The organism is Chryseobacterium sp. Marseille-Q8038, assembly GCF_965111995.1.
This window is the reverse complement of record NZ_CBCOPN010000001.1, coordinates 1,459,344-1,474,956: the sequence shown is the minus strand read 5'-3', so window position 1 is coordinate 1,474,956 and position 15,613 is coordinate 1,459,344. Positions and strand designations below refer to the sequence as shown.

Here is a 15,613-nt window from a genome sequence, read left to right as displayed (position 1 = left end):
ACAAAATACCATTGGCTTTAGCCAAAACCTATAAAAAACCTCCGGAAGCTTTTTCCGGAGGTTTTTATTTACAAAGTTTCTGGTGGTACCCTTTGTCATTCCGTAGGAATCTCTACGTTATTTTAAAGTTTTGTATTTAGATTCCTACGGAATGACAAGGTGAGTGATGAGCTTCATTCATGGTAAAACGAACAAAAACTCAACAATACAAATTCAATAGGAATGGCTTTAGTCTGTTTTCAGAATAAATCAAATTCCATAGGCTTTAGCCAAAACCTATAAAAAAACCTCCGGAAAAAGCTTTCGGAGGTTTTTATTTACAAAGTTTCTGGTGGTACCTTTTGTCATTCCGTAGGAATCTCTACTTTATTTTTAAAGTTTTGTATTTAGATTCCTACGGAATGACAAGGTGAGTGATGAGCTTCATTCATGGTGAAAGGAACAAAATTCAATAATATAAATTCAATAGGAACGGGCTTTAGCCCGTTTTCAGAATAAATCAAATTCCATAGGCTTTAGCCAAAACCTATAAAAAACCTCCGGAAAAGCTTCCGGAGGTTTTTATTTTATCGTAAACAGAATTGATTACTTAATAATTCTTTCCAATACCCATTCAATAAGGTTTTTCTCAGAAGCATGGTGGTCTGCAGAGAATTCTCCACGTCTTCTGTTGGCAATAACGTTATTGACGGTAATGGCTTTATGTCCTAATAATTTTGAAAGGGCATAGATTGCTGATGTTTCCATCTCAAAATTGGTGATTCCAAGATCATTTAACGTTTCCAGGAATTGATCATCCACTGCTTTTAAACGAAGCTGTCTTCCCTGTGGTGCATAGAATCCCGGGAAAGTTGCGGTATTTCCATGGTATTTGGCATCTTTGTAATAATCACCCATTTCTGCTGCCCAGTCTGAGAAATAAAGCATAGGTTTGATTTTTTCGTAAGGGAATTTTTCTAAAAAGCTTTTAGAAAACTCATTTTCGAAGTTGTAGTCCTGATAGAAATGCATCAGACCGTCTAAACCTACTACATTCTGGGTTACCAGCATATTGTCAACCTGTACATCCGGGTTTACACTTCCACAAGTTCCCATACGGAATAGTTCAAGAGCTTTATGCTCAGTTTTAAATTCTTTATTTTTAAGATCGATGTTCACCAGGGCATCCAGTTCGTTCATTACGATATCGATGTTTTCTGTTCCGATACCGGTAGACATTACTGTGATTCTTTCCCCGCGAAGCGTTCCTGTATGCGTATAGAATTCTCTTTTATTTTTTTTGATCTCTACGGTATCAAAGTATTTTGAAACTTTTGCCACTCTGTCAGGATCTCCTACAAGGATGATTTTGTCAGCAATGTCTTCGGGTAAAAGATTCAGGTGATATACACTTCCGTCTTCATTCAGAACAAGTTCTGAGGCTGCAAGTTTGTTTAGCATAATAGGTATATATTTTTTTTAAGTTTTTTAATTAATCATAATCGCTTCTTTATAAGGAGAAGCCATAACCTCGTAGATATCATTGTATTCTTCTACAATCCTTTTCTGGCCGTTCATTACCTCGTATACAGTAACAACAGTTTTTTCAATGTTTTTAGGATCTTTCCTCTGGGAAGTGATTTCGTAGAAGTGATCATCTTTTTTAAGAATAGAAATCAGTTCTTCCTTCGTTGAATTGTTGGAAGTCATCATTCCCGGGAATTCCATCACAATATCCTTCAGATCAGTATAATCTTTATAGCGCTTGGTAACTCCGTTGGAATACAGATAAACATTAGGAATGTTTTTATCCTTTTCCAGACGGATCAAATAATAATCAGAACCTCTTTTCTCGGCATATACAGCCATTTCCTGCTGCTTTCCGGATTGTTTTTCCGGTTGCTTTTTTTTCTGTGAAAATGCGGTAAGCGAAAGGAAACTTGCCATAACAGCAAACCATAGTTTTGTTTTCATACTCCTATTTAGTTTTTTTGATGTGTTGAATTTAGTTTAAAAAATCCTCTCCCAATAATCTTCCGCCATTATTTTTACCGGTATTTCGAAGAACCGTTTCTTTAGAATAATGAATTTGATTTCGGGGTTTAAAATTAGTGAAAAATATAATAGCAGAAATATAAACATTATTTAATCTGCTATTAAAACTGAGATAACATCAGATTAATAGTTTTGCCGCTAAAAATTCATGAGATCTTATCCACTGCTTGTAATCGTCCTTCTGATAGGATTTGCAGTAATGTCTTTTAATCCTGTTTATAAAGGAAAAGAAAGCGAAAATACATTTGTCAATAAAGGATTGTCCGACTTTAAAACCAAACTTGAGCAGCTGAAATCAGACGCCGATAAGTTCTCCGAAGACCGTATTTCCCTGGAAGAATTACAGAAATCACTAAGCAGTACAAGAAACTCATTCAAGGAAATAGAATTCTATGTTGCCTACCATTATCCTGAATTTACGAAAACCCATCTGAATGCAGCCCCTTTATTTCATATTGAAGCTGCAGGGACATCATCATACACCCTTCCACCTGAAGGATTGCAGGTATTGGATGAACTTATATTTTCAGACGAAGCAGGAAATGAAAAGGAAAAGATTAAAACCATTACTACTTTTTTGTATAACAGCTATTCAGGGTTTTATTTAAGTGCATTAAAAAATGGACTGAGTAAAGGGAATAATAAGACATTACCGTTACGTATAGAACTGATCAGGATCTATTCACTTGGCGTATCAGGTTTTGATACACCGGGTTCACTGAATATTTCCGAAGAAACAAGCCATGCTCTTTCCGGAATGCAGAAATACATCAATGATGATCTTTATTTTAAAAATTATAATACGCAGAAGGCTGATCAGATTTTAACAGAAGCAATTCATTACCTTTCAAAAAATACAGATTTTGAAACTTTCGACAGGATCGGGTTTTATAAAAAATATGTACAGCCTTTATATGAAGAGCTGGGAAAATGGGATGGAAGGCCTGATGATCTTAAAGAATTCTCAGGATGGAATGTGGGAAACAAGAACTTTTTCAGCAGTGATTTTTTAGATCCTTACTTTTATACCTTACTAAAATCCTCAGAAGATAATCCGGAACTCCGCAATCTTGGAAAATCTATTTTCTATGATCAGAACTTAAGTGGAAACGGGAAAATGAGTTGTGCTACCTGCCATCTTCAGGAAAATGCTTTTACCGACCTTACCACCAAATCACAAAGCAATGTGGAAGGGAAAACGGTTCTGAGAAACTCTCCATCTTTATATAATGCTGTTTTTGCCAAAAGGTTTTTCTATGATCTTCGTGCTTTTTATCTTGAACAGCAGGCAGAACACGTTATTTATAATGAGCAGGAATTCAATACGAGCTATGAAAATATTATTCAGAAACTAAAAACAAAACCTGAATATAAAAAGGCTTTCCGTGCAGCTTTCAAAGATGGAAAGATCAGTAAAGAGAATTTTTCCAAAGCATTAAGTTCTTATGTAGCTTCATTATATTCATTTGACAGTGATTTTGACCGTTTCATGAGGAATGAAAAGGATGTTTCTGATGATGTGAAAAAAGGATTCAATCTGTTTATGGGAAAAGCCAATTGTGCAACCTGTCATTTTGCCCCTCACTTTTCAGGATTGGTACCTCCGTTTTTTAATGAAAATGAATCTGAAGTACTGGGAATACCCACAAGGCCCATCAACCAGCTTCCTGTGGAGCTTGATCAGGATCTTGGAAGAGGAAACAGCCCGGTAAAAAAAGAAAAATCATGGATTTATGATTACTCTTTCAAAACAGTAACCGTGAGAAATATTGCTCTTACTAAACCTTATTTTCACAATGGTGCTTTCAACACATTAGAAGAAGTTCTTGATTTTTATAACGAAGGAGGTGGAGAAGGATTAGGATTAAAAATGAAAAACCAAACCCTTGCCCCGGATAAATTAAACCTTACCGAAACAGAAATAAAACAGATCATAGCCTTCCTGAATGCGCTTACAGATGTGAGTAAAGCGAAGTAGACGAGTTTCGGGATGCGGGATTTCGGGTTTGTGAGGACCGGGGTTCGGTAGGAATGATATGTTTTTAATACAATAGGCTAAATTTTGAAACTTGTGTAACGTGACCTACGCTGGTTTCAGAATTTAGCCTAAAGTTATTTTATAGATCGGATCAATCTGTTTGTTTATTTTGGATAAGCTTTTCCAGTTTATCAATCATTTCTTGCTGTTGTTTTAGCATACGCTCGTAAAGTTCAACCATTTTGTCGAGAGGATGGAAGCTTGGTGAATTATTAATAATTGTAGCAAATTGAGGAGATGAATGATCGTGATTATTAAATGTATTTGCAATGATATTAATTGCTGATTCTTCATCAAAATTCTCAATTGCTTCTGTCGGAACCTTCAGAATCTGAGCTACCTGTGCCAAAACATCAGACTCCACAATTTCTTTTTGTTCCAAAAGAGAGACTTTCTTCTGATTCCAGTCATCACCTAATTCAAAAGCTAAGGCTTCCTGCTTGATACCAAGCATTTCACGGAAACGTTTAATATTTCTTCCCTGATGTATTTTTTTGTTTTGCATAGCTGTGTCAATCATAATAACAAATATAAAGTTTTAAGAGATAAGAGTAAAGCTCGTTTTGAAAATAAATTATCTTCTAAAATACTCATGTTTTTGAATAAAAAATTCTCTTTTTATCTTATTGCTCAAAGCATTTTTAGAATTAATCAACCAATATGATAAGTATCAATACATCAAAAAACAAATTCCACAACAATCAATTATCAATTTGAACCCCGTACCCTGAAATCCCGCATCTCAAATCTCGCACTGCGCATCATTTAACAAAAAATTAATCCCCTTAACATTAGGTTTTTGATAAGTTAATATTTAGCGATTTAGATTTAAAATCCTATTAACAGAGGAGAAGTTCTAAAAAAATAGTTTTGCAAGGTCTAATAAATCAAATAAAAAATGAAGAAAAAACTACTAACAGTGGGAGCTTTGGCTATACTGGCCAGTTCTGGTATTCAGGCACAGACTCTTGTATTCAACAAGAATGCGTCATGGAGCTATAAAGATAACAATCAGGCGCAGCCAGCCGGTTGGAATGCACAGACCTATGATATTTCAACATGGGCAGTAGGAAACGGTCCGCTAGGATACGGAGATCCTGTAACAACGACAATCAATTCAGGGCTTACTACCGCTTATTTTGCTAAGGATTTTACGGTAGATCTTTCAACGCTTTCCGATACTATGGAACTTGGAGTAATGAGGGATGACGGTATCATTGTATACCTTAACGGAGAAGAAGTGGTAAGAGATAATATGCCTGCGGGTGCTGTAACATTCAATACTTTCTCCAGTACTACTATTGATGGGGCAGCAGAGAGCGTTTATAATATTTTCTCTATTCCAAAGTCAAAATTTGTGAACGGGGTCAACAGATTTTCTATTGAGCTGCATAACAGAAGTACAACCAGTTCAGATTTAAGAATTGATGCTTACCTGAAAACAACAACCAATACAACAACTCCTGTAACTTGTAACGGAACACATATCAGCTGTTTTACTTCCATTGTTCCTACAGCACAGACCAATAAACTGATCATTCCTGCTGAACACAAATACCAGCTTATTCTAAAAGAAGGAGACAGCTATACCGAAGGAGGCGGACTGGTAGGAGGTCAGAATGACTTTACGGCTTATGTTCCTAAAACAGGAAGCAGTACCAACGGATATCTTTCTGTAAACCATGAAACCAATCCTGGAGGAGTTACCATGGCAGAGATCAACTATAACGCGGCTTCAAAACTTTGGCAGCTGACCAAATCAAGAGCGGTAAGTTTCTCAGATCCAAGTTTAGTACAGACCATCAGAAACTGTTCAGGAGGAATTACGCCTTGGGGAACTGTAGTGACGGCGGAAGAATCGGTTACGTCCAATGATGTGAATAATGATGGGTACAAAGATTATGGTTGGTTAGTGGAGATTGATCCTGCAACAGCACAGGTTATTTCTAAAAATGCTAATGGTACCAAAGGGAAACTGTGGCAGATGGGAATCATGAACCACGAAAACATAGTGATCAATAACGCAGGAACTATAGCGTATTATGGAGAAGACGGTGGAACTCACATGGTATACAAATATGTAATGGATACTCCAAATGATCTTTCTTCAGGAAACCTTTATGTATTAAAATTAGATCAGGGATTAACAACTGCAGGAGATCCGGTAGGAACTACAGCGACATGGATTCAGGTTCCGAACAAAACACAAGCAGATCAGAATAATACCAATAATAATGCTCTGACTGTGGGAGGTACAAAATTCAATGGAGTTGAAGATGTTGATATCAGCCCTCTGGATGGCAGAATCTATTTTACTGCAAAAGGATTAGACAGAGTATACCGTTTACAGGATAACGGAACTACCGCTTCTCAGGTGGAAACATTTGTAGGAGGAGGTTCTTCTGTATATTCTTTCAATACTGCTCAGGGAATGAAATCTGAAGCTTGGGGAGACGGAAATGACAACCTTACTTTTGATGAACTTGGAAACCTTTGGGTACTTCAGGATGGTGGTAAAAACTATATCTGGGTCATTGCTCCGGATCATACACAGGCAAACCCTAAAGTAAGACTGTTTGCTTCCATGCCGGCAGGTTCAGAGCCTACAGGACTTACATTTACCCCTGATCACAAATTCGGTTTCTTCTCTATTCAGCATCCGGATTCAACCATTTCTACAGATGTGGATGCAACAGGGAATACAATTGATTATAAAGGAAAATCAGCAACAATTGTTATTGCCCTTAAAAGCAACCTGGGAATTGAAGGAACTTTAGGAACTATTGATAGTAAAATTGAAGAAAATACAGTAACAGTAGCTCCAAACCCAACTTCAGGAATCGTGAAAATCAATTCTGCTAAAGGATTGAAAGATATTTCTGTAACAGCTTACAGCATGGACGGAAAAATCGTTTATACAAAGAAGTTTAATGGAACCAACAAAGTATTGGACCTTGACTTCACACAACAGTTGGAAGGATCTCGTGTTTTAGTTTTAAATATTGAAGCTGAAGGAGGTTTCCAGAAAACAGTTAAACTTTTAAAGAAATAAATTATTTATAATTCTTGTCTGTCAGTGACTTCTGTTGCTGGCAGGCTCTTTTATGTTTATGAAAAAGCTTTTCTTACTTATTTCCATATTATCACTTTCTCAGATCAAAGCACAGATTGATCCGGTGAAATATCCTACTTTTACCAATATTGAAGATGCTTTAAGCAGTAAAAAAGCAGTGTACAGTATGAGTTTCAGAGAAAAAGGATTGTTCAATCTTCCCCCTCAGATCGTGAAGCTGGATTCATTATTCTTTCTGAATATCATGGCCAATAAGCTTGAGAAAATGGATCAGGAACTCTTTGAATTAAAAGGACTGGAAATTTTAAATGTGAATGAAAACAGCATTAAATATATTCCCGATGAGGTAAGCAAGCTTAAGAAGCTAACCACTTTTTCAATGAATCTGAATAGTCTGACAAGCATTAATCCTAATCTTGCACAACTTCAGAACCTAAAAGTAGTGCATTTTGATGCCAACAATCTGAATACCTTTCCGGAAGCCTTAATGGAAATTCCGACCCTGGAAGAAATTAACCTGCAGGGAAATCAGATCAGCTTCATTGCAGACAGACTTAAGCAGATCAAAAACCTGAAATTCCTGAACCTTTCAGATAATCAGATCAATGATCTTGGAAATTTGTCTTTTCCGGAAAATTTAAAATATCTTGAACTGCAGCAGAATGCTATTATCAGACTTCCTGAGAACCTTTTCAAAGCCAAACATCTTGAATTTTTAAATGTCAGTGGAAATAATATCACAGAAATCTCACCCAAAGTAAAAGGGTTGAAAGATATCGTCAGTATGAATCTGGCCAACAACAATCTGAAAGATATTCCTGAAGAAATCAAACAGCTTAAAAACCTGAAAACGTTGATTCTTACAGGAAATCCTATAGAAAAATCTAAAATTGAAAACTTAAAAACCTTACTGCCGGAAACCCAGATCTATTTCTAAATCTATCCGCCAACACGTTTGGTTTTATATCCCATTTCTTTAAGGATATTCATTATTTTATCACGGTTATCCCCTTGAATGATAATCGTTCCATCCTTCTCAGAGCCGCCTATACCCAGGGTGGTTTTTATTTTCTTTGAGATTTTTTTGAGGTCTTCCTCACTGCCTTCCCAACCTTCAACAATTGTTACAGGCTTACCATTTCTTCCTTTTTTCTCAAATTTGCATACCAAAGGCTCTTTCTGCTTGAATTGCTCTTCAGGCATCTCAAAATCCTGCTCTTCATGCTCAGGAAAAAGATTCTTCAATTGATCTCGTAAATCCATACTGCAAAATTAAAAAGATTTACCGATTAATGAAGGGAAATAATTAACGAAATTTCAATTTTTAAACCGTGTCAAGGTTCAAAACCATGACACGGTTGGATGACTTATCATCATCAGTCCATAAAATTCGAGTCTTCAAATTCTTCTATTCATAGGAAATTAGGTAAATTTGTCTTACAAAAGTTTTACAAAATGTCAAAAAAAGCAATACTGGCCATTCTTGACGGATGGGGATTGGGAACAAACCCTGACGTTTCTGCAATAGATAAAGCAAATACTCCATTCATAGACAGCTGTTACCAAAAATTTCCACATACTACGCTTGAAGCAAGTGGGTTGGCTGTTGGTCTGCCTGCCGGACAGATGGGGAATTCTGAAGTAGGACACATGAACCTGGGAGCCGGAAGAGTAGTATACCAAAATCTGGTGAAACTGAACATGGCAGTGGAAAACGGAACACTGGGTCAGGAAAAAGTGATTCAGGATGCTTTTGAATATGCCAAAAGAGAAAATAAAAAAATACACTTTATCGGATTGGTTTCCAATGGAGGAGTACACTCACATATCAATCACTTAAAAGGATTGCTGACTGCTGCAAAAGAATTTGGATTGAATGAGAACGTTTTTGTTCATGCATTTACCGATGGTAGAGACTGTGATCCACACTCTGGATTTGGATTTATCGATGAGCTTCAAAAACATATGGAAGCAACTACAGGAAAGCTGGCAACAGTGGTAGGAAGATATTATGCCATGGACAGAGATAAAAGATGGGAGCGTGTAAAACTGGCTTATGATGCCCTTGTAGAAGGAGTAGGAGAGCCTGCAACAGATGCATTGGCAGCTATTAAAGCTTCTTATGATAATAATATTACCGATGAATTCCTGAAACCAATCATTCTAATGAACACTACTGCTACAGGAAATGTAGTACCGGTGGCAAAAATCATTGATAATGATGTGGTGATCTGTTTCAACTTCCGTACAGACAGAGGGAGAGAAATTACAGAAGTACTTTCCCAGAAAGATTTTCCGGAATATGATATGAAAAAACTCAACCTTTATTATATCACATTAACGAATTATGATAAAACATTCCAGAATGTACAGGTTGTTTTTGATGAAAACGTATTAACGGAAACCATGGGTGAAATTCTTGAGAAAAATGGAAGAACCCAGATCAGAATCGCAGAAACTGAGAAATATCCGCACGTTACTTTCTTCTTTTCAGGAGGAAGAGAGGAAGAGTTTAAAGGCGAAAGAAGACTATTATGTCCAAGCCCGAAAGATGTTCCCACTTACGATCTGAAGCCGGAAATGTCAGCATATGATATTACCAATGCTATCGTGCCGGAACTGGAACAGGGAACAGCTGATTTTGTTTGTTTAAATTTTGCCAATACAGACATGGTAGGGCATACAGGTGTTTTTGAAGCAGCTGTAAAAGCCGCTGAGGTGGTAGATCTGTGTATTGAAAAAGTAGCTACCGCTGCTTATGAAAACGGATATGCTGTTTTTATTCTTGCCGACCATGGAAACTCTGATGTCATGATGAATCCGGACGGAACTCCTAATACCCAGCATTCTACAAATCTGGTTCCTTTTATCGTTATGGATAAAGACCAAACCTGGAATTTAAAACCCGGAAAACTGGGAGATGTGGCACCTACCATTCTTAAAGTAATGGGAGTGGAAATACCAGATGCAATGACAGGAGATGTTTTGGTTAATTAATATGCAATAATATTGTTAAAAGAATGCCGTTATATCTTTATAGCGGCATTCTTTTTATGATTTATGTCAGATAAGGTATGACTTGCATACTTTATTATGCGCTAAATAATAAATAAATCATATCTTTGTAAATTAAAACTGAATAGTAAAATGTATCAAAAGCTTGTTAGGAAAGAAGTAATGGGATTATTGGAAAAGGAAGTAGGTTCTTTTCTTGATAAATTTTTAACGCCAATTGAAAAAATCTGGCAGCCTTCCGATTATTTACCAGATCCTTCAAGCGATGAATTTAAACACGACTTAGAAGAAATTCAGACTTTTGCCCGTGAAATGCCTTATGACCTTTTTGTAACACTAATCGGAGACTGTATCACAGAGGAAGCTCTTCCTTCCTATGAGTCTTGGTTGATGGGAGTTGACGGAATTAATCAGGAAGAAAGATTAGGCTGGTCCAATTGGGTAAGAGCATGGACTGCTGAGGAAAACAGACACGGAGATTTATTAAACAAATATCTTTATCTGTGTGGAAGAGTAAACATGAGAGAAGTTGAGATCACTACTCAATATCTTATCAATGACGGATTCGATTTGGGAACAAGTATGGACCCGTACAGAAACTTCATTTATACAAGCTTCCAGGAAACAGCTACCAATATCTCACACAGAAGAGTGGGTACATTGGCAAAACAATCAGGAAACGGAAAATTAGCAAAAATGTGTGGGGTAATTGCTGCAGATGAAGCAAGACACGCTAAAGCATACAAACATTTCGTAGCAAAAATTCTTGAAGTAGACCCTTCAGAAATGATTCTTGCATTCGAAGATATGATGCGTAAGAAAATTGTAATGCCTGCTCACTTAATGAGACAGTCAGGACAAAAAGCTGGTGAACTTTGGGGACATTTCTCAGATGCAGCACAAAGATGTATGGTGTATACAGGTCAGGATTATATCAATATTATGAAGGACCTTTTAGATGAATGGAAAATTGAGCATGTAAAAGGACTTACAGAAAAAGCGGAAAAAGCTCAGGAATATCTGATGAAGCTTCCTGCAAGACTTCAGAAGATCACAGACCGGGTTTCTACTCCGGATCTTCAGTTCCAGTTTAGCTGGGTGAAAAGCTAATAAGATCTATATTATTATTTAAAATATAAAAGTAATTGAGTGCCTTTCTTTTGGGCACTCTTTTTATTTCTTATCTTTGCAAAGCTAAAAAAAGACAAAATGTTAAATAATAAAAAGATCGCTGTTGACTTTGACGGGACTATTGTTGATGATGCTTACCCGGCAATTGGTAAACCGAAAACTTTTGCATTCGAAACGTTGAAGAGACTTCAGGCTGAAGGATTCAGATTGATACTTTGGACATACAGACACGGAAAAACTTTAGATGAAGCGGTAGAATTCTGTAAAAAAAACGGAATAGAATTTTATTCTGTGAACTCAAGCTTCGAAGGAGAAGTTTTTGATCCTGAAAGTCAGTCCAGAAAATTAGATGCAGACTGGTTTATTGATGACAGAAATTTAGGAGGATTTCCAGGATGGGGTGAGATCTACAATATTATTCAGGAAAGAATAGAATTCCGTGTAGAAGGAAAAGAAGTTCTTGCTTATTCAAAACTTAAAAAAGAAAAGAAAAAAGGACTTTTCTGGTAAGATATAGAAGTTAGAAGCTAGATATTAGAGGTTAGTTTTTTAATATCAAATGCTTTTGGTCTTTTATAATTTATAATAGAAAGTTCAGTAGATGGTGGGAAGTAAAAATAAGCATAACGCTGTAATTTAGCTTCTAACATCTAACATCTAATATCTATATACAATGATTCAATTAAAAACGATAGACGAATTACGTCTCATGAAGGAGAGTGCCCGATTGGTTTCTAAAACATTGGGAATGTTGGCAAAAGAAATTAAACCAGGGATTACTACTTTATATTTAGATAAACTGGCTCATGATTTTATTAAAGATCACGGCGCTGAACCTGCATTCTTAGGGTATGGAGGATTTCCAAATTCTCTTTGTATCTCTCCGAATGAGCAGGTAGTTCATGGTTTTCCTAACAACGACGTAGTGAAAGAAGGAGATGTTCTTTCTGTTGACTGTGGAGTGATCCTTAATGGTTTCGTAGGAGATCATGCCTACACTTTTGAAATCGGGGAAGTGAAACCTGAGGTTAAAAAATTACTACAGGTTACCAAAGAATCTTTATACAAAGGAATTGAGCAGGTTGTCAGAGGAAAGAGAATAGGAGATATCTCCCATGCAATCCAGGCACATTGTGAAAAAGAAGGATATGGAGTGGTAAGAGAGCTTGTAGGACACGGATTGGGAAGAAAAATGCACGAAGATCCACAGGTTCCTAACTACGGAAGACAAGGAAGCGGAAAAGTAATTAAAGACGGTTTGGCAATTGCTATCGAGCCAATGGTGAATATGGGTACTGAAAAAGTAAAGTTTCATAATGACGGCTGGACGGTAACTACTTTAGATAATATGCCATCTGCTCACTTCGAACATGATGTAGCAGTAATCAACGGTAAGCCGGTATTGCTTTCTACATTTGATTATGTATACGAAGCTTTAGGGATTGTAAGTGATGAAGAGAAGCAGTTCCAACTGGATTTTTAATGAAAAAGGTAACTAAGCTTTTACTGAATAAAATTCCACGTCCGATGCTTATCAAAATGAGCATCTGGGCAAGACCGCTTATTTATCAGTTTTTCAAAGGAGATCAGTTTTTGGATCCCATTGATGGAAGATCTTACAGGAAATTCCTTCCCTATGGATATGGAAAACAAAGAGAAAATGCTCTTTCGCCAGGAACTTTAAGCTTGGAGAGACACCGTCAGATGTGGCTCTATCTTCAGAATGAAACTGATTTTTTTATTAAAAATTATAAAGTACTGCATATCGCTCCCGAACAGGAATTTTTAAGAAAATTCAAGAGAATGAGTAACCTGAATTATATTTCAGCAGACTTATATTCTCCCATTGTAGATGTGAAAGCAGATATTCTGGATTTACCTTTTGAAAATGAAAGCTTTGATATTGTTTTCTGTAACCATGTTCTGGAACATATTGAAGACGATGCAAAAGCAATGAGCGAGCTCTACAGGGTAATGAAACCCGGTGGATGGGGAATTCTTCAGGTTCCGATGAAAAATTCATTGGAGAAAACCTATGAAGATTTTACCATTAAAGATCCAAAAGAACGTCAGAAACACTTCGGTCAGTATGATCACGTTCGTTGGTACGGAATGGATTATTTTGACCGCCTGAGAAAGGCAGGCTTTGAAATAGAACCCAACTTTTATTCCCAGAAATTCTCTGAAGAAGAAATTAAAAAATACGGACTAAGGCATAATGAAATTTTACCTGTAGTCTATAAAAAATAAAATAAAACCCGTTTCAACATTGAAGCGGGTTTTTATATGATGAAATGTTCTCTTTTATTCTTTGACAAAAGGATAGGACTTATAATTTTCTATCGTTATCATGTACTGCCCTTTCTGCAGACTGCTTGTATCAATCGAGGTTTTGTTGCTATGGGTTGTAGTTTCAAATACCAGTTTCCCTGATAAATCGTAGATCTTAAGGGGAAGGTTTCTCTCAATGTTTTCAAGATATAAAACCTCTTTTACAGGGTTTGGATACGCTTTGAAGGTTTTCGCGGCTGCTTGAACTTCTTTAGTGCTCAGTTGTGGAGTATTGTTATAGTATATTTTGTTCCCTGAAGGATCTGTGATCGTAAGTGTTTTAATATTGCCATTGTTTGTGATCTGATAGCTGTATATAGATCCGTAAGCTCCTAAAACATACGCATCACAGTTTTTCTGATCGTAGGCACGAACAGGTGCCGCATTTCCTCCGTTATAAAACAAAAGAGTACACGAGCTTGCTGTTTTGATGAGGTTATTACCTCCGGGTATGACCCCGAAACTCATCATAGAGGTGTTATAATACCTGGAGTTAATCACATAGCTTGTTCCTCCCGCAGAATTAAAGGTAGTTGCAGGAACTCCATTGTCAATCACAGGAGTATTGGTTGTTTGGCCGCCGCTGGTCACCATTTTAGAAATATACCAGTTGTTGGAAAGTAATTCGGAGGTTTGCTGGGCAGTTAATAAACTGCTTGCTAAAAGGAGTAAAATTTTTTTCATAGGTTAAAAAGTTTCCCGTAAAGATAAAAGAATTTCGTCCTTCTCAATTCCATCAGATTAAATAAAAATAGAAATGCAAAAACCGCCTTCAATACGAAGACGGTTCCATTTTTAAATATAGATAGAAGTTTATGCGCTTTTTAATGGGAGGAAGACACTGCCTTTAATCCTACCACAGAACCAATAAGGGTTACAATAAAGAAAACTCTCCAAAAGCTTACTGGATCCTTAAAGAAAATAATTCCCATTAAGGCAGTTCCTACTGCTCCGATTCCTGTCCATACTGCATAAGCCGTACCGATAGGCAAGGTTTGGGTCGCTTTAATTAGCAAAAGCATACTGATGGTCATGGTGATCAGGAAACCGGTATACCACAGGTACATTTCAGTTCCTGATGTTTCTTTTGCCTTTCCCAAGCATGATGCAAAGGCAACTTCAAATAATCCTGCAATAACTAATATGATCCAATTCATTTCTTAAATTTTTCTCCAGCAAATTTCAGCATTTAACGGGAGAAAAAATTTTACAATTGTTAAAAAATGAAATTAAAGAAAGGAAGATGGGAGCAGGAAGAATGAAGATGGAGGATGGAAGGAAGATGGTTTATCATATCAATAGGAGCGGACTTTAGTCCGCTTTCAATATAACAATCATTCCATTGGCTTTAGCCAAAACATAAACTAGGAAATCATAGAATTTTTAAATCTTTCAATTAAAATCTACTTGATTTCCGCCCGTATCCTGCTTAAACTCACCTGCGTAATCCCAAGATAAGACGCAATATAACCGAGCTGAACTCTTTTAAGCAATTCCGGCTGGTAGGTGATGATGTCTTTGTAACGCTCCAGAGAAGTTTTGAACTGTCTGGAAATAATGAGTTCTTCAGATTTTATCATTTCAGCTTCCGCCAGTTTTCTTCCCCAATTAGCAATATGAATATCTTCATTAAACAGTTTTCTGAGACTTTCTGTTTCCATTCTGTAAAGATCGCAGTCTTCCAGTAATTCGATGCTTTCATAGCCGGGTTTGTCTTCTACATAGCTTTTCATGGAAAGGATACATTGTCCTTCACTCCCGAACCAGAAGGTAATATCATTATCAGAAGTTGAAGAATAGGCGCGCGCAATCCCTTTTCTTATAAAATAAAGATAAGGAATCACTTTATCGGCTTCCATCAGGCAAAAGCCTTTAGGATGCGAAACTTCAGTGATATGTTCTTTTAAACTGTTTTTTGATGTTTCAGGAAGAAGGTAAACCTGGTCAAGAATCTGGTCTATATTCATAAAGATGAATTCTAATATTCAAAA

15 protein-coding genes are annotated in these 15,613 nt (G+C 36.6%); 8 read left to right on the top strand and 7 right to left on the bottom strand.

Translation table 11 applies throughout. The features are described 5' to 3' along the window. Positions 1 to 585: 585 nt before the first annotated feature. Both ACWPWS_RS06845 and ACWPWS_RS06840 read right to left on the bottom strand, forming a co-directional pair. Positions 586 to 1,440, bottom strand: coding sequence for a nucleoside phosphorylase (locus ACWPWS_RS06845; RefSeq protein ID WP_426478328.1), 855 nt, complete (start codon positions 1,438 to 1,440; stop codon positions 586 to 588). Between the two features lie 27 nt (positions 1,441 to 1,467). Beyond that, the gene (locus tag ACWPWS_RS06840; RefSeq protein WP_209784768.1) at positions 1,468 to 1,953 is read right to left on the bottom strand and encodes a hypothetical protein; all 486 of its coding nucleotides are present in this window, start codon (positions 1,951 to 1,953) and stop codon (positions 1,468 to 1,470) included. Between the two features lie 229 nt (positions 1,954 to 2,182). Here ACWPWS_RS06840 and ACWPWS_RS06835 point away from each other — a divergent pair, with 229 nt between their 5' ends. Continuing rightward, positions 2,183 to 4,012, top strand: coding sequence for a cytochrome-c peroxidase (locus ACWPWS_RS06835; protein WP_454045992.1), 1,830 nt, complete (start codon positions 2,183 to 2,185; stop codon positions 4,010 to 4,012). Between the two features lie 151 nt (positions 4,013 to 4,163). Here ACWPWS_RS06835 and ACWPWS_RS06830 read toward each other — a convergent pair whose 3' ends face one another. After that, on the bottom strand, positions 4,164 to 4,592 hold the full coding sequence (locus ACWPWS_RS06830) for an XRE family transcriptional regulator (protein WP_454045991.1): 429 nt from the start codon (positions 4,590 to 4,592) through the stop codon (positions 4,164 to 4,166). 378 nt (positions 4,593 to 4,970) lie between these two features. On the opposite strand from ACWPWS_RS06830, the gene ACWPWS_RS06825 reads away from it, so the two are divergent. Further along, entirely contained in the window at positions 4,971 to 7,124 is a 2,154-nt protein-coding gene (locus ACWPWS_RS06825) for an alkaline phosphatase PhoX (protein ID WP_454045990.1), read from the top strand. Between the two features lie 58 nt (positions 7,125 to 7,182). Further along, entirely contained in the window at positions 7,183 to 8,082 is a 900-nt protein-coding gene (locus ACWPWS_RS06820) for a leucine-rich repeat domain-containing protein (RefSeq protein ID WP_209784765.1), read from the top strand. A 2-nt stretch (positions 8,083 to 8,084) separates the two neighbouring features. On the opposite strand, the gene ACWPWS_RS06815 is transcribed toward ACWPWS_RS06820, so the two are convergent. Beyond that, positions 8,085 to 8,408, bottom strand: coding sequence for a translation initiation factor (locus ACWPWS_RS06815; protein WP_103293686.1), 324 nt, complete (start codon positions 8,406 to 8,408; stop codon positions 8,085 to 8,087). Positions 8,409 to 8,600: 192 nt separating this feature from the next. On the opposite strand from ACWPWS_RS06815, the gene gpmI reads away from it, so the two are divergent. The 5 genes from gpmI to ACWPWS_RS06790 all read left to right on the top strand — a co-directional run bounded on the left by gpmI (position 8,601) and on the right by ACWPWS_RS06790 (position 13,541). Next, positions 8,601 to 10,142, top strand: a complete 1,542-nt coding sequence (gene gpmI / locus ACWPWS_RS06810) for a 2,3-bisphosphoglycerate-independent phosphoglycerate mutase (RefSeq protein ID WP_309512321.1) — start codon at positions 8,601 to 8,603, stop codon at positions 10,140 to 10,142. Positions 10,143 to 10,292: 150 nt separating this feature from the next. Beyond that, positions 10,293 to 11,270, top strand: coding sequence for an acyl-ACP desaturase (locus ACWPWS_RS06805; protein ID WP_209784763.1), 978 nt, complete (start codon positions 10,293 to 10,295; stop codon positions 11,268 to 11,270). Between the two features lie 99 nt (positions 11,271 to 11,369). After that, positions 11,370 to 11,801, top strand: coding sequence for a BT0820 family HAD-type phosphatase (locus tag ACWPWS_RS06800; protein ID WP_209784762.1), 432 nt, complete (start codon positions 11,370 to 11,372; stop codon positions 11,799 to 11,801). Positions 11,802 to 11,964: 163 nt separating this feature from the next. Continuing rightward, positions 11,965 to 12,774 carry a type I methionyl aminopeptidase gene (gene map, locus ACWPWS_RS06795; protein ID WP_034696736.1) on the top strand — a complete coding sequence of 270 codons (810 nt, stop codon included), beginning with the start codon at positions 11,965 to 11,967 and terminating at the stop codon, positions 12,772 to 12,774. Beyond that, entirely contained in the window at positions 12,774 to 13,541 is a 768-nt protein-coding gene (locus ACWPWS_RS06790) for a class I SAM-dependent methyltransferase (RefSeq protein ID WP_209784761.1), read from the top strand. Before map ends, ACWPWS_RS06790 begins: the two co-directional genes overlap by 1 nt. Positions 13,542 to 13,595: 54 nt before the next feature. Here the strand turns inward: ACWPWS_RS06790 and ACWPWS_RS06785 are convergent, their stop codons facing one another. The 3 genes from ACWPWS_RS06785 to ACWPWS_RS06775 form a co-directional block, all read right to left on the bottom strand. Continuing rightward, on the bottom strand, positions 13,596 to 14,306 hold the full coding sequence (locus tag ACWPWS_RS06785; protein WP_454045989.1) for a T9SS type A sorting domain-containing protein: 711 nt from the start codon (positions 14,304 to 14,306) through the stop codon (positions 13,596 to 13,598). 140 nt (positions 14,307 to 14,446) lie between these two features. Further along, entirely contained in the window at positions 14,447 to 14,779 is a 333-nt protein-coding gene (locus ACWPWS_RS06780) for a DMT family transporter (protein WP_045496196.1), read from the bottom strand. A 246-nt stretch (positions 14,780 to 15,025) separates the two neighbouring features. Continuing rightward, positions 15,026 to 15,589, bottom strand: a complete 564-nt coding sequence (locus ACWPWS_RS06775) for a Crp/Fnr family transcriptional regulator (protein WP_454045988.1) — start codon at positions 15,587 to 15,589, stop codon at positions 15,026 to 15,028. Between the last annotated feature and the right edge of the window lie 24 nt (positions 15,590 to 15,613).

Bases quoted from the DNA above. Each gene is read 5' to 3' on its own strand.
- ACWPWS_RS06845 (WP_426478328.1), bottom strand. From the start codon at position 1,440: ATGCTAAACAAACTTGCAGCCTCAGAACTTGTTCTGAATGAAGACGGA.
- ACWPWS_RS06840 (WP_209784768.1), bottom strand. From the start codon at position 1,953: ATGAAAACAAAACTATGGTTTGCTGTTATGGCAAGTTTCCTTTCGCTT.
- ACWPWS_RS06835 (WP_454045992.1), top strand. From the start codon at position 2,183: ATGAGATCTTATCCACTGCTTGTAATCGTCCTTCTGATAGGATTTGCA.
- ACWPWS_RS06830 (WP_454045991.1), bottom strand. From the start codon at position 4,592: ATGATTGACACAGCTATGCAAAACAAAAAAATACATCAGGGAAGAAAT.
- ACWPWS_RS06825 (WP_454045990.1), top strand. From the start codon at position 4,971: ATGAAGAAAAAACTACTAACAGTGGGAGCTTTGGCTATACTGGCCAGT.
- ACWPWS_RS06820 (WP_209784765.1), top strand. From the start codon at position 7,183: ATGAAAAAGCTTTTCTTACTTATTTCCATATTATCACTTTCTCAGATC.
- ACWPWS_RS06815 (WP_103293686.1), bottom strand. From the start codon at position 8,408: ATGGATTTACGAGATCAATTGAAGAATCTTTTTCCTGAGCATGAAGAG.
- gpmI (WP_309512321.1), top strand. From the start codon at position 8,601: ATGTCAAAAAAAGCAATACTGGCCATTCTTGACGGATGGGGATTGGGA.
- ACWPWS_RS06805 (WP_209784763.1), top strand. From the start codon at position 10,293: ATGTATCAAAAGCTTGTTAGGAAAGAAGTAATGGGATTATTGGAAAAG.
- ACWPWS_RS06800 (WP_209784762.1), top strand. From the start codon at position 11,370: ATGTTAAATAATAAAAAGATCGCTGTTGACTTTGACGGGACTATTGTT.
- map (WP_034696736.1), top strand. From the start codon at position 11,965: ATGATTCAATTAAAAACGATAGACGAATTACGTCTCATGAAGGAGAGT.
- ACWPWS_RS06790 (WP_209784761.1), top strand. From the start codon at position 12,774: ATGAAAAAGGTAACTAAGCTTTTACTGAATAAAATTCCACGTCCGATG.
- ACWPWS_RS06785 (WP_454045989.1), bottom strand. From the start codon at position 14,306: ATGAAAAAAATTTTACTCCTTTTAGCAAGCAGTTTATTAACTGCCCAG.
- ACWPWS_RS06780 (WP_045496196.1), bottom strand. From the start codon at position 14,779: ATGAATTGGATCATATTAGTTATTGCAGGATTATTTGAAGTTGCCTTT.
- ACWPWS_RS06775 (WP_454045988.1), bottom strand. From the start codon at position 15,589: ATGAATATAGACCAGATTCTTGACCAGGTTTACCTTCTTCCTGAAACA.